This window comes from Streptomyces sp. NPDC030991, assembly GCF_055571235.1.
In genome coordinates this window covers 44168-65984 of record NZ_JBVIFR010000023.1, presented here as the reverse complement: position 1 = coordinate 65984, position 21817 = coordinate 44168, and the positions used below count along the sequence as shown (strand labels likewise).

General features: G+C 70.7%; 19 protein-coding genes and 2 pseudogenes. 13 read left to right on the top strand and 8 right to left on the bottom strand.

Annotation, left to right across the window (positions count from 1 at the left end; all coding sequences use genetic code 11):
* Positions 1-71 precede the first annotated feature (71 nt).
* From ACZ45E_RS32660 to ACZ45E_RS32650, 3 genes are all read left to right on the top strand, one after another.
* Positions 72-956: a metal-dependent hydrolase gene (locus ACZ45E_RS32660; protein WP_468227820.1), complete on the top strand. Its 885-nt coding sequence runs from the start codon at positions 72-74 to the stop codon at positions 954-956.
* On the top strand, positions 953-2029 hold the full coding sequence (locus ACZ45E_RS32655) for a PDR/VanB family oxidoreductase (RefSeq protein WP_468227817.1): 1077 nt from the start codon (positions 953-955) through the stop codon (positions 2027-2029). The genes ACZ45E_RS32660 and ACZ45E_RS32655 overlap by 4 nt, the downstream gene beginning before the upstream one ends.
* A 66-nt stretch (positions 2030-2095) precedes the next feature.
* Entirely contained in the window at positions 2096-2785 is a 690-nt protein-coding gene (locus ACZ45E_RS32650) for a TetR/AcrR family transcriptional regulator (protein ID WP_468227815.1), read from the top strand.
* 33 nt (positions 2786-2818) lie between these two features.
* Here the strand turns inward: ACZ45E_RS32650 and ACZ45E_RS32645 are convergent, their stop codons facing one another.
* Both ACZ45E_RS32645 and ACZ45E_RS32640 read right to left on the bottom strand, forming a co-directional pair.
* Complete coding sequence (locus ACZ45E_RS32645; RefSeq protein WP_468227812.1) at positions 2819-3169, bottom strand: 5-carboxymethyl-2-hydroxymuconate Delta-isomerase; 351 nt, start codon at positions 3167-3169, stop codon at positions 2819-2821.
* Positions 3170-3372: 203 nt separating this feature from the next.
* A complete protein-coding gene (locus ACZ45E_RS32640) occupies positions 3373-4998 on the bottom strand; it encodes a SpoIIE family protein phosphatase (protein ID WP_468227810.1) in 1626 nt (541 codons plus the stop codon).
* A gap of 205 nt (positions 4999-5203) precedes the next feature.
* Here ACZ45E_RS32640 and ACZ45E_RS32635 point away from each other — a divergent pair, with 205 nt between their 5' ends.
* The gene (locus ACZ45E_RS32635) at positions 5204-6238 is read left to right on the top strand and encodes a LacI family DNA-binding transcriptional regulator (protein ID WP_468227807.1); all 1035 of its coding nucleotides are present in this window, start codon (positions 5204-5206) and stop codon (positions 6236-6238) included.
* A 75-nt stretch (positions 6239-6313) separates the two neighbouring features.
* The gene (locus ACZ45E_RS32630) at positions 6314-7186 is read left to right on the top strand and encodes a phosphatase PAP2 family protein (RefSeq protein WP_468227804.1); all 873 of its coding nucleotides are present in this window, start codon (positions 6314-6316) and stop codon (positions 7184-7186) included.
* On the opposite strand, the gene ACZ45E_RS32625 is transcribed toward ACZ45E_RS32630, so the two are convergent.
* Entirely contained in the window at positions 7174-10233 is a 3060-nt protein-coding gene (locus ACZ45E_RS32625; protein ID WP_468227802.1) for a bifunctional [glutamine synthetase] adenylyltransferase/[glutamine synthetase]-adenylyl-L-tyrosine phosphorylase, read from the bottom strand. The two genes, ACZ45E_RS32630 and ACZ45E_RS32625, sit on opposite strands and share 13 nt — an antisense overlap.
* A gap of 139 nt (positions 10234-10372) precedes the next feature.
* Between ACZ45E_RS32625 and ACZ45E_RS32620 the strand changes: the two genes are divergently transcribed.
* The 5 genes from ACZ45E_RS32620 (at position 10373) to ACZ45E_RS32600 (ending at position 14580) form a co-directional block, all read left to right on the top strand.
* The gene (locus ACZ45E_RS32620; protein ID WP_468227799.1) at positions 10373-10807 is read left to right on the top strand and encodes a VOC family protein; all 435 of its coding nucleotides are present in this window, start codon (positions 10373-10375) and stop codon (positions 10805-10807) included.
* Positions 10808-10950: 143 nt separating this feature from the next.
* On the top strand, positions 10951-11841 hold the full coding sequence (locus tag ACZ45E_RS32615) for an alkaline phosphatase family protein (protein WP_468227796.1): 891 nt from the start codon (positions 10951-10953) through the stop codon (positions 11839-11841).
* A 1-nt stretch (position 11842) separates the two neighbouring features.
* Positions 11843-13126, top strand: a complete 1284-nt coding sequence (locus tag ACZ45E_RS32610; protein ID WP_468227793.1) for an MFS transporter — start codon at positions 11843-11845, stop codon at positions 13124-13126.
* The gene (locus ACZ45E_RS32605) at positions 13123-14160 is read left to right on the top strand and encodes a TolB family protein (protein WP_468227792.1); all 1038 of its coding nucleotides are present in this window, start codon (positions 13123-13125) and stop codon (positions 14158-14160) included. The genes ACZ45E_RS32610 and ACZ45E_RS32605 overlap by 4 nt, the downstream gene beginning before the upstream one ends.
* A gap of 3 nt (positions 14161-14163) precedes the next feature.
* Entirely contained in the window at positions 14164-14580 is a 417-nt protein-coding gene (locus ACZ45E_RS32600; RefSeq protein ID WP_468227789.1) for a VOC family protein, read from the top strand.
* Positions 14581-14625: 45 nt separating this feature from the next.
* Here the strand turns inward: ACZ45E_RS32600 and ACZ45E_RS32595 are convergent, their stop codons facing one another.
* Entirely contained in the window at positions 14626-15534 is a 909-nt protein-coding gene (locus tag ACZ45E_RS32595) for an NAD(P)-dependent oxidoreductase (RefSeq protein WP_468227786.1), read from the bottom strand.
* An 83-nt stretch (positions 15535-15617) separates the two neighbouring features.
* Here ACZ45E_RS32595 and ACZ45E_RS32590 point away from each other — a divergent pair, with 83 nt between their 5' ends.
* Positions 15618-15971, top strand: a complete 354-nt coding sequence (locus tag ACZ45E_RS32590; protein ID WP_468227783.1) for a winged helix-turn-helix transcriptional regulator — start codon at positions 15618-15620, stop codon at positions 15969-15971.
* A gap of 78 nt (positions 15972-16049) precedes the next feature.
* Here the strand turns inward: ACZ45E_RS32590 and ACZ45E_RS32585 are convergent.
* Positions 16050-16127, bottom strand: a pseudogene (locus tag ACZ45E_RS32585) (glutamine synthetase); the annotation flags it as partial.
* Positions 16128-16290: 163 nt separating this feature from the next.
* A pseudogene (locus ACZ45E_RS32580) lies at positions 16291-16673 on the bottom strand (ATP-binding protein).
* 80 nt (positions 16674-16753) lie between these two features.
* Between ACZ45E_RS32580 and ACZ45E_RS32575 the strand changes: the two are divergent.
* The gene (locus tag ACZ45E_RS32575) at positions 16754-17842 is read left to right on the top strand and encodes a DUF1152 domain-containing protein (protein ID WP_468227782.1); all 1089 of its coding nucleotides are present in this window, start codon (positions 16754-16756) and stop codon (positions 17840-17842) included.
* Between the two features lie 618 nt (positions 17843-18460).
* On the opposite strand, the gene ACZ45E_RS32570 is transcribed toward ACZ45E_RS32575, so the two are convergent.
* On the bottom strand, positions 18461-18916 hold the full coding sequence (locus tag ACZ45E_RS32570) for a hypothetical protein (RefSeq protein ID WP_468227779.1): 456 nt from the start codon (positions 18914-18916) through the stop codon (positions 18461-18463).
* 359 nt (positions 18917-19275) lie between these two features.
* On the opposite strand from ACZ45E_RS32570, the gene ACZ45E_RS32565 reads away from it, so the two are divergent.
* Positions 19276-19911, top strand: coding sequence for a hypothetical protein (locus tag ACZ45E_RS32565; RefSeq protein WP_468227776.1), 636 nt, complete (start codon positions 19276-19278; stop codon positions 19909-19911).
* Positions 19912-20247: 336 nt separating this feature from the next.
* Here ACZ45E_RS32565 and ACZ45E_RS32560 read toward each other — a convergent pair whose 3' ends face one another.
* Complete coding sequence (locus ACZ45E_RS32560) at positions 20248-21609, bottom strand: glutamine synthetase family protein (RefSeq protein ID WP_468227984.1); 1362 nt, start codon at positions 21607-21609, stop codon at positions 20248-20250.
* Between the last annotated feature and the right edge of the window lie 208 nt (positions 21610-21817).

The window sequence follows — 21817 nt, the reverse complement described above, 5'->3', positions numbered from 1 at the left end:
CGAAGACTTGTACGACAAAAGTCCGGCCCGAGGGGTGTACCGCTCGGGCTACCCGTCAGTACATTGACGCCATGTCTAATACGCGCGTCCCGCTGAAGGCACGCCAGGTGTCCTTCGCCTGGGACCGGACCCCCCTGCACTGGATACCGGCCGATCCCTTCGCCACGCACACCATCAACGTGCTGCATCTGCTGCTGCCCGCGGGCGAGCGCTGGTTCGTGCACGTCTACAAGCAGGTCCTGCCTCTCATCAAGGACGACCGGCTGCGCGCGGACGTCATCGGGTTCATCGGCCAGGAGGCCATGCACGCCCAGGCGCACGACGAGGTGCTGCCGCACCTGAAGGAGCTCGGGCTCGATCCGACGCCGTACACGGCACAGGTGGACTGGTTCTTCGAGAAGCTGCTCGGGGACCGGACGCTGCCGCCGGGCAGGGCGCGCCGGTGGTGGCTGATGGAGCGGGTCGCGCTGATCGCCGCGATCGAGCACTACACCGCGTTCCTCGGCAACTGGGTGCTGAACGCGGAGGAGCTGGACCGGCGCGGCGCCGACCCGACCATGCTCGATCTGCTGCGCTGGCACGGCGCCGAGGAGGTCGAGCACCGGTCCGTCGCCTTCGAGCTGTTCGAGCACCTCGACGGCGGCTACCGGCGCCGGGTGCGCACCTGGGCGACCGCGTTCACGGCGCTGGTCTTCCTGTGGCAGCGCGGCTCGCGCTTCTTCATGGCGAACGATCCGACGCTGCCCGACGGCAAGGCCACGTTCAAGGACTTCCACCGGGGCGGCAAGCAGGGCGTGCTGCCGTCGACCGGCGCCATGATGCGGTCCATACCCCGCTATCTGAGCCGGAGTTACCACCCCGAGCAGGAGGGGGACACCGCGCAGGCCGTCGCCTATCTCGCCGCCTCGCCCGCCGCGACCGCCGCCGAGGCCCGCTCCGCGGGAGCCGCGCGATGAGCCCGCGCACCCTCCGCACGGCCGTCGTCGTCGCCGGTGGAGCGCTCGTCGTGCGCGGCGCGCTGCGCCGCCGCATCCGCAGGTCTCCGCTGTGGCCGCTGCCCGCCCTTGAGGAGCCGGTCTCGGGGCGCCCGCGGGCCCGCGCGCTGCGCCTGCTCGTCACCGGGCGCGAGGAGGTGGCCGACGGCGTCGTCCGGCTCCGCCTCGAAGGGCACGGGCTGCCCGCCTGGGAGCCGGGCGCGCACCTCGATCTCCTCCTGCCCTCCGGCCTCGTACGGCAGTACTCGCTGTGCGGCGACCCGCAGGACACCTCCTCGTACACCGTCGCCACCCGGCTGATCCCGGCGGACCAGGGCGGGCGTGGCGGGTCGCGCGAGGTGCACGAGCGGTTGCGGGAGGGTGCGGAGGTGGAGGTGCGCGGGCCGCGCAACCGGTTCCCGCTCACCGTGGACGCACCCGCCCATCTCTTCGTCGTGGGCGGCATCGGCATCACCCCGGTGCTGCCGATGCTGCGGGCCCTGGAGGCGCGCGGCGCGCAGTGGAGACTGCTGTACGGGGGCCGCACGCGGGCCTCGATGCCGTTCCTGGAGGAGATCGAGAAGCTCGGCGGCCGGGCGGGCCGGGTGACCGTCGTCGCCGAGGACACCGACGGGCTGCCGGACCTCGCCGCCGCGCTCGGGGCGACCGCGCCGGGCACGGCCGTGTACTGCTGCGGCCCCGAGGGGCTGATGGCGGCGGTGGAGACGGCGCTGCCCGCCCACTGCTCCCTGCATCTGGAGCGGTTCGCGCCGCACGGCTCGGGCGAGGGGAACGGGCCCTTCGAGGTCGAACTGCGGCGCAGCGGCAAGGTGGTCGACGTATCCGCCGGCAGCACGGTCCTGGCGGCGGTCCGCGCCGAGCTGCCGCACGTCTCGTACTCCTGCGAGCAGGGCTTCTGCGGGACGTGCCGACAGCGGGTCCTGGCGGGCGAGATCGAGCACCGCGACGAGTTCCTCACCGACGCCGAACGCGACGACTCGATGCTGATCTGTGTCTCGCGGGCGCGCGGCGAGCGCCTCGTCCTGGACCTGTAGGAGGGTGCGCGGGCCGGCCCGCGGCGGCTGCCCGGCGGGCCGTGGCCGCTCGGTAGAGTGTTCGGTATGACAACCGGGGTGCGGCGCAGGATGGGTGTCGAGGAGCGGCGGCGGCAGTTGATCGGGGTCGCCCTCGAACTGTTCAGCCACCGCTCCCCCGACGAGGTCTCCATCGACGAGATAGCGGCCGCCGCGGGCATCTCACGGCCGCTGGTCTACCACTACTTCCCGGGCAAACTCAGCCTGTACGAGGCCGCGTTGAAGCGGGCGGCCGAGGATCTGGCGGGCCGGTTCGAGGAACCGCAGGACGGGCCGCTCGGGGTCCGGCTGCTGCGGGTGATGGGCCGGTTCTTCGACTTCGTGGACGAGCACGGGCCGGGTTTCTCTGCGCTGATGCGCGGGGGTCCGGCGGTCGGCTCCTCGGCGACGAACGCGCTCATCGACTCGGTCCGCCAGGCGGCGTACGTGCAGATCCTCGCGCATCTGGACGTGGTGGCGCCGTCCCCGCGGCTGGAGCTCGTGGTCCGCTCGTGGATCTCGCTGGCCGAGTCGACGGCGCTGATCTGGCTGGACGGGCGGCGCATCCCGCGCGAGGAGCTCCAGCTCCAGCTGGTCCACGACTTCGCGGCGCTCGCCGCGGTCAGCGCCGCCTACGACCCGGAGATGGGGGCGCTGGTGCGCGACATCTTCCGCGACGAGCCGGCCGACGGCCCGTTCGCGGACCTGCTCACCCGCCTCACCACGCTCGCCCCCTGAGAGCCTGTCTCCTCAGAGGCCGGCAGAAACGCTTCAGCCGCGCGCCGACCGGTAGGCGGGCTCCAAGTCCCGTACCTCCACGGACAGATGGACCCCTGCGGCCTCCTTGATGTGCCCGGGCAGCAGCGCGAGGACGGACTCGACGAGGGCCGCCTTGGCCTCCTCGGTGCGCCCGGCGAGCAGGGCGATCTCGACGTGCACCAGGGACGCCTCCTCGGCCCCGTCGCCGACGATCGTCTCCTCCGCGCGCCGGAACCGCGTCTTGCAGGCCGGGATCCGCGCGGCGACCGTGTCGACGCAGGCCGTGTGCACGGCGCCGGCGAGACCTGGCCGGTCGAGGCGGCCGTCGAGGTCCGCGGAGTGGTCGACGGTGATCTGAGGCATGGGTGCTCCGTGAGTGAGGCGTCCTGCGGTGCTGTCACCGATCACCTTCGCGGTGATCGTGCGGGCGCACAACTCTCGTCCCGCGAAGCGGACACCCGCGGCCCCGGGACACTCGCCGCGGCTGTACGGCTGTACGGCTGTACGGCTGTACGGCTACGCGGTTGAAACTCCGGCTACGTCTACGTCTACGTCTACGTCTACGTCTACGGGGAGACCTCCGGGCTGAGCCGCAGGGCCAAGAGGGCGATGTCGTCGGCGCGGTCGGCGCCGAAGCAGGAGAGGAGGGTGTCGCAGAGCGCGTCCGGGGCGGCGGGGGCGGCGCTCGCGGCGGCGCCGAGCTGTCTCATCGAGACGGCGAGGTCCGTGCCGCGGGTCTCGATGAGGCCGTCGGTGACCATGAGGAGCCGCTCACCGGGCGCGAACTCCACCTCGGTGGGCTCGGGGTGGGGCAGGCCGAGGCCGAGCAGCGGGCCCGCCGCGTCGATGTAGTGGGCGGGGCCCTGGTGGGGCACGCGCAGCGGCGGGATGTGGCCCGCGTTCGCGACGGTGGCGCGGCCGGTCACCGGGTCGACGAGGGCCAGGCAGAGGGTGGCCGAGCTCTCGGGGTGGTAGTGCTGGAACATCTGGTCGAGCCGGGTGACGAGCCGGCCCGGGTGCGGGTCCTCGATGCTGTACGCGCGCAGCGCGTGCCGGATCTCGACCATGACCGTGGCCGCGTCGAGCGAGTGTCCGACGACGTCTCCGATGCCGACGAGGATCCCGGCGGGGGTGGGCAGCGCCGCGTAGAAGTCGCCCCCTATCTCGGTCTGCTGGGAGGCGGGCACGTAGCGGAAGGCGACGTCGACGCCGGGCAGCCGGGGCAGTTGGGCGGGGAGGAAGCTGCGTTGCAGGGTGAGGGCGACGTGGCGCTCCCGCTCGTACATGAGGAGGGGTTCGGCGGCGAGGGCGGTGGCGCGGGCGAGCTGTGCGACGAGCGGGCCGGTCTGTCCGGCCGGGTCGGGGGCGACGGGGGTGGCCAGGCAGACCGGGAGGTGGCGGGCGCGGGTGCGCGCGAGGACCAGCCGGACGTCGCCGGGCCCGAAGTACGCGGCAGGCCACATCGAGCCGGGCACGATCGTGCTCCGCACCCCGCCGGGCGCGCACACCACGCTCCGGGCGATCGCGGCCACCTGCTCGCGCGCGACGGCGTCGGGCGCGGTGGCCCGCGCGCTGTGCCGGGAGAGACCGGCGTGCACGTCACCGTCGTCGCCGAGGACGAAGACGGCGGCGCTCTGCCGGGTGAGCCGGGCCGTCGCCTCGGCCGCGGTGGTGGCCAGTTCGAGGAGGCAGCGCGCGCCCTGCACGTCCACGACCGTCTCGGAGAGCAGCGCGAGCCGGTCGAACTGGCCCTGCGCGTCGGTGAGTTCGCGGGCGCCGCGGAGCGCTGCCCGGACCACGGCGCGGATCTCCTCCGGCTCGGCCGGCACCGTCAGATACGCCTCGCCGCCCGCGTCGAGCGCGCGGCAGCGGTCGCCGGGCCCGGACGGCCGTGCGGAGAAGTGGACGACGGGGATCCCGGCGAGCAGGGGCAGCGCCTTGACCCGGCGGCACAGCTCGAACCCGCTGAGGTCGGGCAGGCCCACGTCGACGAGGGCCACGTCCGGCAGGGACCCGGCCCGCAGGCGGGCGTCGAGCTCGATCAGGGCCTCGCTCGCGGAGGCGACGGGGATGACGACGTGCCCGGCCCTGCTCAGTACGGCGCCCATGGCATAGCGGTTGGCGGGGGTGTCGTCGACCACCAGGACCGTACTGCGCTGGTCGGTTCTTGGCTGCTGGGCTGTGGTGTTCACGAGGCGGCCCCCTCGGGGCAGAGCGGGGCGGGCCCCTTGGCCCACTTGGTCCAAGTTACCGCCGAGCGCGGGCCTGCGGGACTCCTGTCGGCGCAGCTTCACCGTTCCGGGTGGCTCCCGCCCGACGTCGTGGACCCGCAGGGCACTTCCCGCTCCGCGCCCAGTCGGTGTGCAATACGGCATGTGACCGGTAAGGTCCCGTCCCGTGACCGCACGTCTTGCCGACATAGCAGCTCAAGCGGGGGTCAGCGAAGCGACCGTCAGCCGCGTGCTCAACGGCAAGCCCGGCGTCGCCGCGGCCACCCGTCAGTCCGTGCTCGCCGCGCTCGACGTGCTCGGCTACGAGCGGCCGGTGCGGTTGCGCCGGCACAGCGCGGGCCTGGTCGGCCTGATCACGCCCGAGTTGGAGAACCCGATCTTCCCGGCGCTCGCCCAGGTCGTCGTCCAGGCGCTGACCCGGCAGGGGTACACACCGGTCCTCGCCACCCAGACGCCCGGCGGCTCCACCGAGGACGAGCTGACGGAGATGCTGGTCGACCGCGGGGTCAGCGGCATCATCTATGTGTCGGGGCTGCACGCCGACACCACGGCGGACACCCGGCGCTACGAGCGGCTGCACGGCCAGGGCGTCCCATTCGTCCTCGTCGACGGCTTCTCGCCGACGGTGGCGGCCCCCTTCATCTCCCCCGACGACCGGGCCGCGGCCCGGCTCGCGGTGACGCATCTGGTCTCGCTCGGCCACACCCGCGTCGGCCTGGCGCTCGGCCCCCGCCGCTTCGTGCCCGTGCAGCGGAAGATCGAGGGCTTCGTCCGCACGATGAAGGAGCTGCTGGCCCTGGACCCGGACGAGGTCGAGCGGGAGCTGGTCCAGCACTCCCTCTACACGCTGGAGGGCGGTCAGGCCGCGGCGGCGGCGCTCCTGGACCGCGGCTGCACGGCGGTGATCTGCGCGAGCGACATGATGGCACTGGGTGCCATCCGGGCGGTGCGGGAGCGGGGCCTGGACGTGCCGGCGGACGTCTCGGTGGTGGGCTTCGACGATTCGCCGCTGATCGCGTTCACCGATCCGCCGCTGACCACGATCCGTAAGCCCGTGCACGCGATGGGTCAGGCGGCCGTCAACGCGCTGCTGGAGGAAGTCGGGGGCACACCCGCCCCACAGAGCGAGTTCGTGTTCATGCCGGAGCTGGTGGTCCGGGGGTCGACCGCCTCGTCCCCCGGGGTCCGCCCTCGTCCGTAGGGCGTAGAGGATGCGCCGGGAACCCGACCGAGGGATGATCGGACGCAGGGCCGATATCTGGCAGACTCTGTGCCTATGGGTGAAACGACCGTGACGACACTGGAAGGCCGAGAGGGGCCCACCACGTCACCCATCGCGGACGATCGCGACGGGCGGGCGGAGCACGGCGTGTCAGGGTTCGTGCACCGCCTGCGCACCCCACGGCGTCCCCGCCTCTGGTTCGAGATCCTTCTCATCGCGGTGAGTTACTGGACCTACTCCCTGATCCGCAACGCGGTCCCGGAGCAGCGGGCCGAGGCGCTGCGCAACGCGGACTGGATCTGGCGCGTGGAGCAGCACCTCGGGATCGCCGTCGAGCAGAGCGTCAACTCGGCGGTGAACTCGGTGAGTTGGCTCATCGTGGGGATGAACTACTACTACGCGACACTGCACTTCGTCATCACGATCGGTGTGCTGGTGTGGCTGTTCCGCTGCCATCCGGGCCGGTACGCGGCGGCGCGTCTGGTGCTGTTCGCCACCACCGCCGTGGCGCTGGTCGGTTATTACTTCTATCCGCTGGCGCCGCCGCGGCTGATGACCGGCGGCCACTTCATCGACACCGTCGCCGTCCACCAGACGTGGGGCTCGATGGCCTCCGGCAACCTGAAGAGCATGTCGAACCAGTACGCGGCGATGCCGTCGATGCACATCGGCTGGTCGCTCTGGTGCGGCCTGACGATCTTCGCGCTCGCGTCGGTGCCGTGGGTGCGGGTGCTCGGTCTCCTGTACCCGGCACTGACCCTCGTCGTCATCGTCTCCACGGCCAACCACTTCTGGCTCGACGCGGTGGGCGGCATGCTCTGCCTGGCGTTCGGCTTCCTGGTGGTGCGGTTCTGGTACGGGGCGCTGCCCCACTCCCTGCCACGCTCGGTGGCCGGGCGGGCGGCGCCCCGCGTCTACGCCCCGTAGAAGCGCTCCTCCATCACGGCCCGGGCCCGCCGGGTGGTCCGGCGGTAGTCGTCCAGCATGTCCCCGACGTGCCCCGGGTCGTACCCCAGGTACCGGCCCACGGCGGTGAGCTCGCGCCCGTCGGAGGGGAATGTGTCGCCGGCCCGGCCGCGCACCAGCATCACCGCGTTGCGCACCCGGGTGGCCAGGACCCACGCCTCGTCGAGGATGGCCGCGTCCTCCGTCGGCAGCAGCTCCGCGGCGCAGGCGGCGGCCAGCGCCTCGCGGGTCCGGGTGGTGCGCAGCCCTGGCTCCGCCCAGCCGTGCTGGAGCTGGAGCAGCTGGACCGTCCACTCGACGTCGGAGAGGCCGCCGCGGCCCAGCTTGGTGTGCAGGGTGGGGTCGGCGCCGCGGGGCAGCCGCTCCGTCTCCATGCGGGCCTTGAGCCGGCGGATCTCGCGCACGGCGTCGTCGCCGAGCCCCTCGGCCGGGTATCGCAGCGGATCGATGAGTTCGATGAAGGCGTCGCCCAACTCGGCCTCTCCCGCGACGGGTTGGGCGCGCAGCAGGGCCTGCGACTCCCAGACGAGGGACCAGCGGCGGTAGTACGCCTCGTAGGACTTGAGCGTCCGCACGAGCGGGCCCGACTTGCCCTCGGGGCGCAGGTCCGCGTCGATGAGCAGCGGCGGGTCGGCGCTGGGCAGGGCGAGCAGGCGGCGCATCTCGGCGACGACCTTGTTCGCCGCGCGAGCCGCCTCGTGGTCGTCGGCCCCGTCGCGCGGCTCGTACACGAACAGCACGTCGGCGTCGGAGCCGTAGCTCAGTTCGTGGCCGCCGAAGCGCCCCATGCCGATCACCGCGAACCGGGCGGGGAGCGTCTCGCCCCAGCCGTCCCTGACGACCGCGCGCAGGGTCCCGGAGAGCGTCGCCGCCGTCAGGTCGGAGACCGCCGAGCCGACCCGGTCGACGAGGGCGCCCTGGTCGCCGACGGCGGGGGTCTCCTCGGTCCCGTAGGAGGCGATGATGTCGGCCGCGGTGGTGCGGAAGAGTTCGCGCCGGCGGACCCCGCGGGCCGCGGCCACCGCCTGCTCGGCGCCGTCGGCCCGGCCGACCGCGGCCAGCACCTCCTGCTCCAGCTGGGCGCGCGGGCGCGGTTGCAGACCGGTGGGGCCTCCCCAGCTCGCGGTGGTGCGAGAGCCCGGGGACGGGTCGCCGAGCAGCGCGACGGCCTCCGGCGCGCGCATCAGCAGGTCGGGGGCGAGCCGGCCGGCGGACAGGACGCGGGCCAGGTTCTCCGCGGCGGCGCCCTCGTCGCGCAGCAGGCGCAGGTACCAGGGCGTCTTGCCCAGGGCGTCGGAGACCTTGCGGAAGCCGAGGAGGCCCGCGTCGGGGTCGGCCGAGTCGGCGAACCAGCCGAGCAGCACCGGGAGCAGGGTCCGCTGGATCGCCGATTTGCGGGAGACGCCCGAGGAGAGGGCCTCCAGGTGGCGCAGGGCCGCGCTGGGATCGGCGTACCCGAGTGCGACGAGCCGCTCCCGGGCCGCTTCGGTGCTCAACCGGGCCTCGCCCGGGGCGAGTTGGGCGACGGCGTCGAGGAGGGGGCGGTAGAACAGCTTCTCGTGCAGCCTGCGCACGACGGACGTGTGCCGCTTCCAGGCGCGGGCGAGGTCGGTCAGCGGTTCGGTGCGCATGCCCATCGAGCGGCCGATGCGGCGCAGGTCGGCGTCGTCCTCGGGGACGAGGTGGGTGCGGCGCAGTTTGTAGAGCTGGATGCGGTGTTCGAGCGTGCGCAGGAAGCGGTAGGCGTCGTCGAGCTGTGCGGCGTCGACCCGGCCCACGTAGCCGCGGTCGGCGAGCGCGGCCAGGGCGTCGAGGGTCGTACCGCTGCGCAGTGACGCGTCGGCCCGGCCGTGCACCAACTGGAGGAGCTGGACGGCGAATTCGACATCGCGCAGGCCGCCGGGCCCGAGCTTCAGCTCGCGCTCGACCTCGCCCGCGGGGATGCCCGCGACCACGCGCTTGCGCATCTTCTGCACGTCGGGCACGAAGTTCTCGCGCTCGGCGGCCTGCCACACCATCGGGGAGACGGCCTCCACGTAGGCCGCGCCGAGTTCGGCGTCGCCGGCGACGGGCCGGGCCTTGAGCAGCGCCTGGAACTCCCAGGTCTTGGCCCAGCGCTGGTAGTAGGCGAGGTGGGAGGAGAGGGTGCGCACCAGCGGGCCGTTGCGTCCCTCGGGGCGCAGGTTCGCGTCGACCGGCCAGATCGTGCCCTCGACGGTGGTCTCGGAGCAGATCCGCATCATGTGGGAGGCGAGCCGGGTCGCGGCCTGGATCGCCTTGCCCTCGTCGGCGCCTTCGGTGTGGGACGCGCTCTCCGCGGCCTCTGCGACGAAGATGACGTCGACGTCGGAGACGTAGTTCAGCTCGTGGCCGCCGCATTTGCCCATCGCGATCACGGCGAGCCGGCACAGCGCCGCGTCGGCGGGCGCCGCCTCGCTCGCGATGGCGAGGGCGGCGCGCAGGGTCGCGGTCGCCAGATCGGCCAGTTCGGCGGCGGTCTGCACGAGGTCGGTGGTGCCGCACACGTCGCGGGCGGCGATGGAGAGCAGGCAGCGCCGGTAGGCGACGCGCAGCGCGTCGGGGTCGGTGGCGTCCGCCAGCCCCCGCTCGAACTCCTCCACGCCGGGGTGCAGATCGCTGTGCTCGTACGTGACGAGTGCCTGCCAGTCGGCCGGGTGGCGGGCCAGGTGGTCGGCGAGGGCCTCGGAGGCGCCGAGGACGGCGAGGAGGCGGTCGCGCAGCGGCTTGGCCGTGATGAGCGTGTCGAGGAGCTCCCGGCGGGCCGCGTCGCCGCCCGCCCGCTCCTGCGCCTCGACCAGCCTGACCAGGCCGAGCAGCGCCAGATCGGGGTCGGCGGTGGCGCCGAGCGCGTCGAGGAGCAGCGGGTCGGAGCGGACCGCGGACAGGGCGGGGGTGTCCAGCAGCCGCTCGGCCCCGGACGGGTCGGTGAACCCGTGCCGCAGCAGCCGCGTGAAAGTACTGCTCCTGCGCCCCTGCGGCACCGACATCCCGTCCTCCTGTTCGATCACACGCTGGCCATGAGCGTACTGCCGTCTCCGCGCCATCGATGAGCGACGACCCCGTGCGCCTGCGCACCGGGGGCGGGAGGATGCGGTACCGGCCCCGGCACTACCGGAAGGACAGCTCATGGAGTGGACCCTCGAAGTGATCGTCGTCCCCGTCTCCGACGTGGACCGCGCCAAGGAGTTCTACGCGGACAAGGTGGGTTTCAAGGTCGACGTGGACGCGCAGGTCGCGCCCGGCATCCGCATCGTGCAGCTGACGCCGCCCGGTTCGCGCTGTTCGATCTCGCTGGCCGAGGGGCTGCCCGGCGCCCCGGGCCAGTCGCGCGCGGAGCCCGGCACGCTCACCGGGCTCCAGCTGTGCGTCACCGACATCGCGGCGGCGCGCGAGGAGCTGGTGGCGCGGGGCGTCGAGGTCAGCGCGGTGCAGCACGCGGGGGCGGAGGGCTGGGCGGACGGCCCCGGCGACGCGCAGTGGAACTCGTTCATGTTCTTCACGGACCCGGACGGCAACGGGTGGGCGGTGCAGGAGGCGCCGGCGCCGCTGTCGGAACGCTGAGCCGTCCGTCGGCCCCGGGCGTTCACCCACGCTTCACCCATCCGGGTGGGAAGTCGCGACACGGGGGTCTCTTGGCGTGTGCATGCTCGCCTCGCACCGTCAGGATCCCCCTGGGTCACCTCTTCCCACCTCGGAGGTCTCACGTGTCCGGCAGATCGTTCCCCGGCCGCACCCGCGGCAAAGCCGTCGCCTCGGCCCTCGCCCTGGCGGCGGCCGCCACCGGCAGCTGGCTCAGCCTCACCGGCACCTCCCCCGCGCAGGCCGCGGCCCCCGTGCCCACCCCGGACCACACGGTCGTCGTGGTCTTCGAGAACCACGCCTACAGCCAGGTCATCGGCGCGTCCGGCGCGCCCTACATCAACAGCCTCAGAACGGGCGGCGCCAACCTCACGGCCTCGTACGCCGAGACCCACCCCAGCCAGCCCAACTACTTCGCCCTGTTCTCCGGCTCGACGCAGGGCGTCACCGACGACAGCTGCTACTCGCCCGGCTTCTCCTCGGCGCCCAATCTCGCCTCGGAGCTGATCGCCGCCGGAAAGACGTGGGGCAGCTACAACGAGGGCCTGCCCAGCCAGGGCTCGACCACCTGTTCCTCCGGCGACTACGCCCGCAAGCACAACCCGTGGTTCGGGTTCAGCAACGTACCGGCGTCCTCGGCGAAGACCTTCGCCCAGTTCCCCTCGGACTTCTCGACGCTCCCCCAGGTCTCCTTCGTCGTACCGGACCTGTGCAGCGACATGCACGACTGCTCGGTCGCCACGGGCGACACCTGGCTGAAGAACGCACTGGGCGCGTACGCCGCGTGGGCCAGGACCCACAACAGCCTCCTGGTCGTCACCTTCGACGAGGACAACCGGCTCAGCGGCAACAAGATCCCCACGGTCCTCTACGGCCAGCGCGTCACCCCCGGCTCGACGTCCTCGACGACGTACAACCACTACGACCTGCTGCGCACGCTGGAGGACATGCACGGTCTGCCGCACGCGGGCAACGCGGCCGGCGCCAAGGACATCACCGGCGTCTGGACCTCATGACATGTACGTAGCGGACAGCCGCGCCGCCGCTCCGGCGGCGCCGACGTCCGCGGAGCCCGCCGCCCGGCCCCGTGCCGGGCGGCGGCGCGCCGTGGGCCCCACCGTGTTCGCGCTCGGCACGGTCAGTCTGATCACCGATGTGTCGTCCGAGATGGTCACGGCCGTGCTGCCGCTGTACCTCGTCGCGGGGCTCGGCCTCAGCCCGCTCGGCTTCGGCCTCCTGGACGGCGTCTACAACGGGTTCTCGGCGCTGGTCCGGCTGGCCGGCGGGCGCTTCGCGGACAGCGGCGGCGGCCGCCACAAGACGGTCGCGGTCCTCGGCTACGGCCTCTCCGCGCTCTGCAAACCCCTGCTCCTGGTCGCCGCCTCACTCCCCCTCATCGGCGCCGTCCTCGCGGCCGACCGCACCGGCAAGGGCCTGCGCACGGCGCCGCGCGACGCACTGATCTCCCTGTCGAGCGAACCGTCGGCGCGGGGCCGGGCGTTCGGCGTGCACCGGGCGATGGACACGGCGGGCGCGCTGCTCGGTCCCCTGGTGGCGTTCCTGATCCTGCGCCACACCGTGGACGGGTACGACGCGGTGTTCACGGTGAGCTTCTGTGTGGCCGCGCTGGGCGTGGTGGTGCTGGTGCTGTTCGTGCCGGGGGCACGGGCGGGGTCACGGGTCGATGCTCCGGACCCGGCTCCTCGATCGCCAAAGGGGCTGAATCTCCGGCTCGGCCGGGGCCATCTGATCAGGCCGACGACATGCGCGACGCTTCTCGGCCTGGCCACCGTCAGCGACGCCTTCGTCTATCTCATCCTCCAGCGACAACTCGGCGTACCTGAGCGGTGGTTCGCGCTTCTCCCCCTCGGGACGGCGGCGGCGTTCCTGCTGCTGGCCGCACCGCTCGGCCGCCTCTGCGACCGCGTCGGCGCCTGGCCGGTCTTCCTCGGCGGCCACCTGGCCCTGCTCACCGTGTACGCCCTTCTCCTCACCCACGCCCACAGCGCGGCGCTGCCCTACGCCGTGCTGCTGCTCCACGGCACGTTCTACGCGGCGACGGACGGCGTCCTCATGGCGGCGGCCTCCGCCGGGCTCCCCGCGGACCGGCGCTCGTCGGGCCTTGCGGTCGTGCAGACGGGGCAGGCGGCGGCGCGGTTCTGCTGCTCCCTCGGGTTCGGCGCGGCCTGGACGGCGTGGGGCGACCGCACGGCGCTGACGGTCGCGGCGGTCCTGCTCGCGGCGTGCGGCGCGGTGTCGTACGCCCTTCGCCCCTTTCCCCGTACGAAAGCGAACGCATGACGACCGGCCTGACCACCCGCGGCAAGCTGATGATCCTGACCGCGGCGGTGCTCGCCCTGGCCGCCGTGGCGACCGCCGCGGTCCTGCACGCCTCGGCGCGCGCCGACCGCAGGAACCAGGCCCGGCCCGGCGGCCCCGCCGTCACCGCGGGCGCGGTCGGGCTGACGCCCCGCACCCCGCACCTGGTCTTCCGCAACATGGCGTGGGGCCCGCACCGCGACGAGCTCGCGTCGACACCGGGGAGCGCCCCTGGGGGCCCGCGCACGGTGACCGCGAGCAGGGTCAAATGCCTCCGCTTCTCCGCGAGTTCGGGCACCGGCATCTGCCTCCAGGCGGTCCACGGCGCCCTCGCCGACACCTACCGGGCCACGGTCCTCGACGCCCGCCTGCACGAGAAGCGGCACTATCCGGTGCCGGGCATCCCCTCACGCGCCCGGGTGTCACCGAGCGGGCGGTACGCGGCGTGGACGGCGTTCGTCGGCGGCGACAGTTACGCAGGCACGAACTTCTCGACCCGTACGGCGGTCCTCGACACGGCCACCGGGAGACTGACCCCCTCCCTGGAGGCGTACCGGATCGTCAAGGACGGGCACCCGTACCGGGCGGCCGACGCGAACTTCTGGGGCGTCACCTTCACCCCCGACGACCGGCACTTCTACGCGACGCTCGGCACGCACGGCAGTACGTACCTGGTCCGCGGCGACCTGCGCGCCCGCACGGTCACCACCCTCCACCGGAACGTCGAGTGCCCCTCCCTCTCCCCCGACGGCACCCGGATCGCGTACAAGAAGCGGGTCCACGGCCTGCCCGTCGACGCGCCCTGGCGCCTGTACGTACTGGACCTGGCCACGATGCGGGAGACTCCGCTGGCCGAGCCCCGCAGCGTCGACGATCAGGCGGTGTGGAGCGACGACGGCCACCTGACGTACGCGCTGCCCGGCGACTACGGAGCCGACCTGTACACGGTCCCGGCCGACGGCACGGGCGCCCCGCACCGACTCCTGGCCGCCGCGGTGTCCCCCGCCTACCTTTGACCGATGGACATGACCCTGGAAGTGATCCCGCTGCCCGTCTCGGACATCGACCGGGCCAAGGACTTCTACGTGCACAAGGCCGGGTTCCGCTGCGACGTCGACCGCGAGCTGATGCCCGGCTCCCGCATCGTCCAGCTGACCCCGCCCGGCTCGGGCTGCTCGATCATGCTCTCCGCGGGGGTCCCCCTCCGCACGGGCACGCCCGCCCCCGGCACGTACCACGGCCTCCAGCTCGTCGTCAGCGACATCAAGGCCGCCCGCGAAGAACTGACCGGGCGCGGCCTCGACGTCTCGGAACCGGTCAGCTTCGGCGCCGACGACGGCGGCACGTTCATGTACTTCACGGACCCGGACGGCAACGGCTGGGCGATCCAGGAGTACCGGCGACGGGCCACCGTGCCGTTGCGGGACGCGCTGTAGGGGCCCGCGCCGGCCACGGCCCTCGCGGGCCCCTCCCGTCGGCGGTCAGCGCGGTGCCCGGATGCCGTCGATGATGCGGGTCCAGTTGTCGCCGCCGTGCCCGTCCTCGATCGCGCGCCGGTAGTGGGCCCGCACGGCCAGCGGGAGCGCGAGGTCCAGCCCGAGCGCCGTGCTGGTCTCGACGATGTGGTCGGAGGTGGCGCCCATCATGGCGACCGTGCTGAGGTCGCCGGGATGCTCTCCAGCATCCAGCGCGGCGCCGGGGCGCTCCTCACCGGCCCGCAGGATGGCACCGATCGAGTCGGCGGAGGAGAGCAGCTCCGGCAGCACTTCCTGGGCCTTCATCCCCGCGGTACCGAGCATCGCGGTGGCGTGCATCAGTGCCGACAAGGTGGTGAGGAACACCGTGAGTTGGGCTTGGTACATCATCTGGGCGAGGCCCGGGTCCGCACCCAGGTACTTCGGTGCACCGAGCAGCGCCAGCACCGACCGGTGGTTCTCCATCACCTCGCCGGGGCCGCTGTAGTAGACGTGGGCCGCTTCCCTGCCGACCATCGGCGCCGGAACCATGACACCGCCGCTGAGGAAGGCGGCGCCGTGGCCCGCTGCCCAGGATGCCGCTTCGCGGGTGCGGTCGGGGGTGTCGGAACTCAGGTTGACCAGGGTGCGGCCGGTCAGCGATGCGGCGGCGCTGTCCAGGATGTCGTACATCGCCCGGTAGTCGGTGAGGCTGAGGAGGACGAGGTCACTCGCTTCGACCGCCTCTCCTGGCGTCGTCGCGAGCGTCGCTCCGTCGGCGACGACGCCGTCGGCCCGGCCGGCCGTGCGGTTCCAGACGGTGACCGGGTGTCCGGCGGCGAGCAGGGTGCGGGTCATCGCCTGACCCATCGGGCCGAGCCCGATCACGGTGGCGGCGCTGCCTTGTCTGATGGTGTGGTGCTGTTCGTCGTTCACCGCTCCATGCTCGAAGAGCGCCACTACTCTGGGAAGTACCTACTATTTTCTGCGGTACTTACCTTTTAGTAAGGGGACCAGGGATGGCCAAGGCGCCGAGGAACGGGCCGTACATCTGCGGCATCGACGCCGCGCTCGACGTGGTGAGCGGCAAGTGGAAGGGGCTGATCCTCTGGGAACTCGACGCCCATGGCGTACGCCGCTTCGCCGAACTCCGGCGTGGTCTGCCCGGGGTGAGCGAGAAAATGCTGACCCAGCACCTGCGGGAGATGGAGGAGGACGGGCTTGTGCACCGGGAGGTCTACGCCGAGGTGCCGCCACGCGTGGAGTACTCCCTGACCGAGCAGGGGCGAACGCTCAACCAGGCACTCGGGCCGCTCGGCGCCTGGGGCGGCGAACGAATGCGCCGCGAAGGCTTCGCCGTGGTGCAGAGCTGACCGACGAGGCCCCCGAGCAGCGCCGGCCAGGACATCAGACATCTCGGCCGGCGACTCAGGGGCCTCTCTGACCTGCGACTACAGCACCGGCAAGTTCTTCCTCAGCTCGAACGCCGTGACGTCGGAGTGGCGCTCCTGCCACTCCTGCTTCTTGTTGCTCGGGCCTCACAACCAAGGCCCAGGTCATCGACCGGGTCTTTTCGCTGTCCGCTTCCGCTTGGCTCGGCCGTCCGTCCGGTGCCATATCCGTGCCGGTGCTTGATCATCCTGCCGCCCCCGCCAGGGCTCGGCGAGCCTTCCGCCGGAAGGCGTTCCCTTCTCACGACGGCCAGGCATCGGCGACGACAAAGGAGATCACCGTCCCGCCGAAGCGGCTGGGTCCTGAGTGCCACGATTCGGCGATCGCGTCGACGAGCAACAGCCCGCGCCCGTGCGCGTCATCGGCGTCCGGATGCCGGAGCCTCACGTTCGCGGGAAAGCCAGGGTTGTGGACGTCGACCCGAAGCGAGGTCTCCTCACGAAACCACTCCACCCGCACGAGCCACGGTTCATCCGCCCGTCCGTACCGGATGGCATTGGTCACCAGTTCCGAGATCATCAATACGCAGTCGTCGACCGAACAGACCGGGTTGTACGGGGCGATGACCTTACGGAACCATCGCGAGCCCGGGATACGGACTCCGGAGCCGGCTGCAGGATCATCACACCGAGACGCGGCGACTCCTCACACGGGTAGCGGTCGATCATGATCGGTCAAGGGCCCAACCTCTAGTCTTGGGGTCATGACGCGGTTGATCGTCGCAGCAGGAGGCGGAGGCGACGCTGTCGCCGCCGCGATGCTTCACACGGCCCTGTACGGGGAGGGCGACCAGGCGGTGATTTTCACGTACGCGTGGGACCGCCTGCTGGTCGACCCGGTACCGGGCCCCCGGAGAGCCGACGACTTCACCGGCCTCGAACCGCTCACCCCGGCCGTCTGGAAGGTACCGGCGAAGGCCCGTCCGATCGCACCGGCCGGTTCCACACTCCCCCGGCTTGCGGCGGAACTCCCGCACACCCTCGCGCTGATCGACCCGCGGCACGGCGCCGAGGGCATCACGCACCAGCTCGAAGACCTGGTCACCCGCCTCAGGCCGACGTCGATCGATCTCCTCGACGTCGGCGGCGACGTGCTGGCCCGGGGCGATGAACCGACGCTGAAAAGCCCACTCGCCGATTCCCTGGCACTGGCAGCGTGCTGCCAGGTGGACGCCCCCGTACGTCTGCTGGTCGCAGGCCCCGGCCTGGACGGCGAGCTGTCGCACCAGGACCTGCGAGGCATACTCGGCCCGCTCGTCCATACCTTCACCGCGGCGGACACGGATCAGATCAGCCGGGTCCTGGAGTGGCACCCTTCAGAGGCAACAGGCATGCTCGTAGCAGCAGCCCGAGGCGTACGCGGCACCTGCGAGGTCCGAGACGCCGGCCTGCCCATCCCGCTCACCGACGAAAGCCCGACGCTCCACGAGGTCGACCTGGACGCGGCGGTGAACCGCAACGAGTTGGCCCGCGCTCTCATGTCGACCAGCACCCTGGACGAGGCGGAGACGCTGAGCAGCGAGGTCTGCGGCTTCTCCGAAATCGACTACGAGCGGAACAAGGCTCTCCGGCTCAAAGAGCAGCACGCGGTGAAGCTCGACACTGAGTCGGTGCTGTCCCAACTCACCCGGTTCGAGGCCGACGCCCGAACCCGCGGAGTCACCCACACGACGTTCCGCCACCTCACAGAGATCCTGCACCTCAGCGGCGCACACCGTGAAGACCTGCGCCGACTCCTCATCGACAGCCGACCGGAGCAGTACGCGGCTCCCTTGTGGAGCCTGAAGCCATGAGCGCGTAAGGAAGCAATCCGGACCTCAACGCGCAGGACGTCACCGGCGACGGCACAGAGGTAGACGTAGCCCCAACCCACGGAACGGCAACGCCAGGCTCTCGACGCAGGTCCCAAGATCTCCGACAAGACCCAGGGCAAGAGGAAATAGCCCGAGCGGATCAGGAGCCTCTGTCTATCGGCCTCCACAGATGTGGGACCTGAGGTGTGCCTATGTTCACGATGCTCGCTTGCGGGGGCGTGACCACCTGTGCCAGCGGCCTGTGAAGAGTCGCTCAACGACCATCATTAGTGCCAGGCTCGCAGCCACGATGCCGCAGCCCTGAAAGAACAGAGTGTTGAACAATGCCTTCTGAAAGGTTATGGCAACTACAAGGGCACCCACTACAAAACCAAGTGCGCCCACGAGTTGGAGTAGAACGTGGAGCGGTGCAAGTGCGTTGCGAACACTCCCATACGACTGAGGCTGTGATTGCTCCCCATGCACGTGCACTGTCACATGTTGATCGCGCCCAGCCTGGTACACACGCCCGTCGCCCTCGGCATGGCCATACATGCTCCGCCGAGAACCTTCCTCGTCACGCCGACCCGCGGCCTTCGTCATCGTCCTACCTAGCGCTCATCGCTCGCTGATGAACTGGTTCCCGCTTGCCTGGTACACCCGGCCGTGATCACTAGCCTCGGCGTTGAAGGTGATGCTCGTCCGGTGTGACCTGGCTTCCGTGAGTCTGGACAGCAAGCCTTCAAACTCTGTCGCGGCGGCCCTGTCCTCCAGGAAGAGCGTCAGCATGCGCCCCTGCCAGGCGGACTGGAGAGCCTGACGGATGGGTTGGGACTCCGTATCAGGAGCGGCCAGCAGTGCAGAACGAGATGTCTCAAGGTCTCGCTCCAGCTCGGCAGCGGAGTCCGGGCGGAATCGACGCCACAGCTCAACGACGCCTGAGCGAAGTGTCTCCCAGCCGTCTGTTGCCATGGCAGATACGACGGCCGTACCACCTGCGCTGGCCAAGGCAATGAGCGTCGGCTCCACGATCTTCCCTCCGTTTGGGTCCAGTGAACCGATGGTAGCGATCAACTCTCGCATGATTCACGGCAATTCAGGTCCATCGCGGGTCGTTGCTGACGACCGCACACCCTGCACGACGAGATGCATCCACTGGAGCGCACCGCGACCTCGCACAGTGACCTCGCACAGTGACTTGCAGTCAGGGAGGGGAGGAGCGTGCCACATGTGTGCCAGATCCTGTAGGAAACCACCGGGAACACGGGAATCAGCCCAGTGGCCAACCGGACGCCGAGACCGTGCCACCGCAGGTCAGCCTGAAAATGGTCGCTCTAGCATCTAAGCTTCCAAAGCCGATGACTTGCCGGCTGACTCGTAACGATCACGCATCGCAACAGCAGTGGCTAGTGCGCCGATGTGATGCTCTCGCCATGTCCAGCGAAAACACCCCAACTGCCGTCAGCAGTCCGGCCGCAGACGCGGCTTTCACTACAAGCCGCCGGGGCCCAACAGCGAAGATCTTGTCCCTAACCGCGGTGATCGCTGTCGCTGTCGGCGCCGGTCTCGGCTACACCCTTACATCCACCTCTCGGTCCGCAGACGCTTCGACGCCTGACAGGACTCCGGTCATTTCCGGGGTCAGCAAGAAAAGCGTCTGCAAGCTCGTGAGTGGTTCGATGCAGCAACAGCTCAGCATCAACGAGGCATCCCCTACGGCCGAGGAAAAGGGTGGTTCCTCCTGCTATCTGATGTTGACGGAGGACGATGCGGATGACCCAGCTGGGTTCATAGTTGCCTTCTACCCCACCGCAGCGTCTTTGCAGCAGACCGTAGACGGCACCGACGTGATCCCGGAGAAGGCTGAGCCACTTCTGATCGAGGGACGTGCCGCCGCCCGCCAAGTCGTGTACGGCGACGATTGGAAGGCTCAACTCACCGCAGACGTCGGAAATGGAGCGATGCTCTACGTCGAACGGTTTGGCCCCAAGGACTTGGTCTCGGAGCGAGAGCTGCGCCGGTCCGTCGAGGACCTTGCCAAGAGCGTGCTCAAGGGGCAGAACGCATGAAGCCAGCAAGTCGGCCGCTCCCTGGGCGACGTCCGATGGCAGTACGGGCTTGGCCTCACATCCGAACCAGTTGCTTGGATGTGGCTGGTCAGTGGTGACCACGGGTGTCGCCCCCGCGCCTCCGCATGCTCGACCGCGAATGCACAGGGCGTCCAGGCCAGCGCCTAAAAGTAGGTCGGCCTGCGTCGCAGCCGCGACTGAGGCTCCCCCAGAGTGGCCGGATAGGCCACTCACGGCCCACACCGGCCCAGGTTCCTGCCACAACACAGTGGGGCCGCCGGTTCTCGACCGGCGGCCCCACTGGTTCTACTGGGCGCGGCAGCTCCTGAGCTGCGCCTACAGCACCGGCAAGTTCTTCCGGAGCTCGAACGCCGTGACCTCGGAGCGGTACTCTTCCCACTCCTGCTTCTTGTTGCGGAGGAAGAAGTCGTAGACGTGCTCGCCGAGCGTCTCCGCGACCAGTTCCGAGCGTTCCATCAGGGCGATGGCCTCGCCGAGGTTCTGCGGGAGGGGTTCGATGCCCATCGCGCGGCGTTCGGCGTCGGAGAGGGCCCAGACGTCGTCGTCGGCGCCCGGCGGGAGTTCGTAGCCCTCCTCGATGCCCTTGAGGCCGGCGGCGAGGAGGACGGCGTAGGTGAGGTAGGGGTTGGCGCCGGAGTCGATCGAGCGGACCTCCACGCGGGCCGAGCCCGTCTTGCCGGGCTTGTACATCGGCACGCGGATGAGCGCCGAGCGGTTGTTGTGGCCCCAGCAGATGTACGACGGGGCCTCGCCGCCCGCGCCGGCCGTGCGCTCGGAGCCGCCCCAGATGCGCTTGTAGGAGTTGACCCACTGATTGGTGACGGCGGAGATCTCGGCGGCGTGCTTCAGCAGGCCCGCGATGAAGGAGCGGCCGACCTTGGAGAGCTGGTACTCGGCGCCCGACTCGTAGAACGCGTTCCGGTCGCCCTCGAAGAGGGAGAGGTGCGTGTGCATGCCCGAGCCCGGGTACTCCGAGAACGGCTTCGGCATGAAGGTCGCGTTGACCCCCTGCTCCAGCGCGACCTGCTTCATGACCAGGCGGAACGTCATGATGTTGTCGGCCGTGGAGAGCGCGTCGGCGTAGCGGAGGTCGATCTCCTGCTGGCCGGGGGCGCCCTCGTGGTGGCTGAACTCGACCGAGATGCCCATCGATTCGAGCATGGTGATCGCCTGGCGGCGGAAGTCCATGCCCACGTTCTGCGGGGTGTGGTCGAAGTAGCCGGAGTTGTCGGCCGGGGTGGGGCGCGAGCCGTCGAGCGGCTTGTCCCTGAGGAGGAAGAACTCGATCTCGGGGTGGGTGTAGAAGGTGAAGCCGAGGTCGGAGGTCTTGGCCAGGGCGCGCTTGAGGACGTAGCGCGGGTCGGCGAAGGACGGGGAGCCGTCGGGCATCAGGATGTCGCAGAACATGCGGGCCGTGCCGGGGGCCTCCGCGCGCCAGGGCAGGATCTGGAACGTGCCCGGGTCCGGCTTGGCGATCATGTCGGACTCGTAGACCCGGGCGAAGCCCTCGATGGCAGAGCCGTCGAAGCCGATTCCCTCGTCAAACGCCTGTTCCAGCTCGGCGGGGGCCACGGCCACCGACTTGAGGAAGCCCAGCACATCCGTGAACCACAGACGTACGAACCGGATGTCGCGCTCCTCAAGAGTCCGGAGCACGAATTCCTGCTGCTTGTCCATCTTCCGCTTCCACCCATCCTTGCTGGTCAGGCCGCTTGCTCCGGGGACGTCGAAGGGCCCGGTCACATCCCACCACACGCCCGTTTCGTACACGTTGCCGACCATGATCGTCCTTGATCGGCCGGTGTCGTGTTCATAGTGCCTGCTGCACCCCCCATGGCCATAGTGCCTGCAGTACGCCGGACCGACGACAGCACCTCCCACGAAG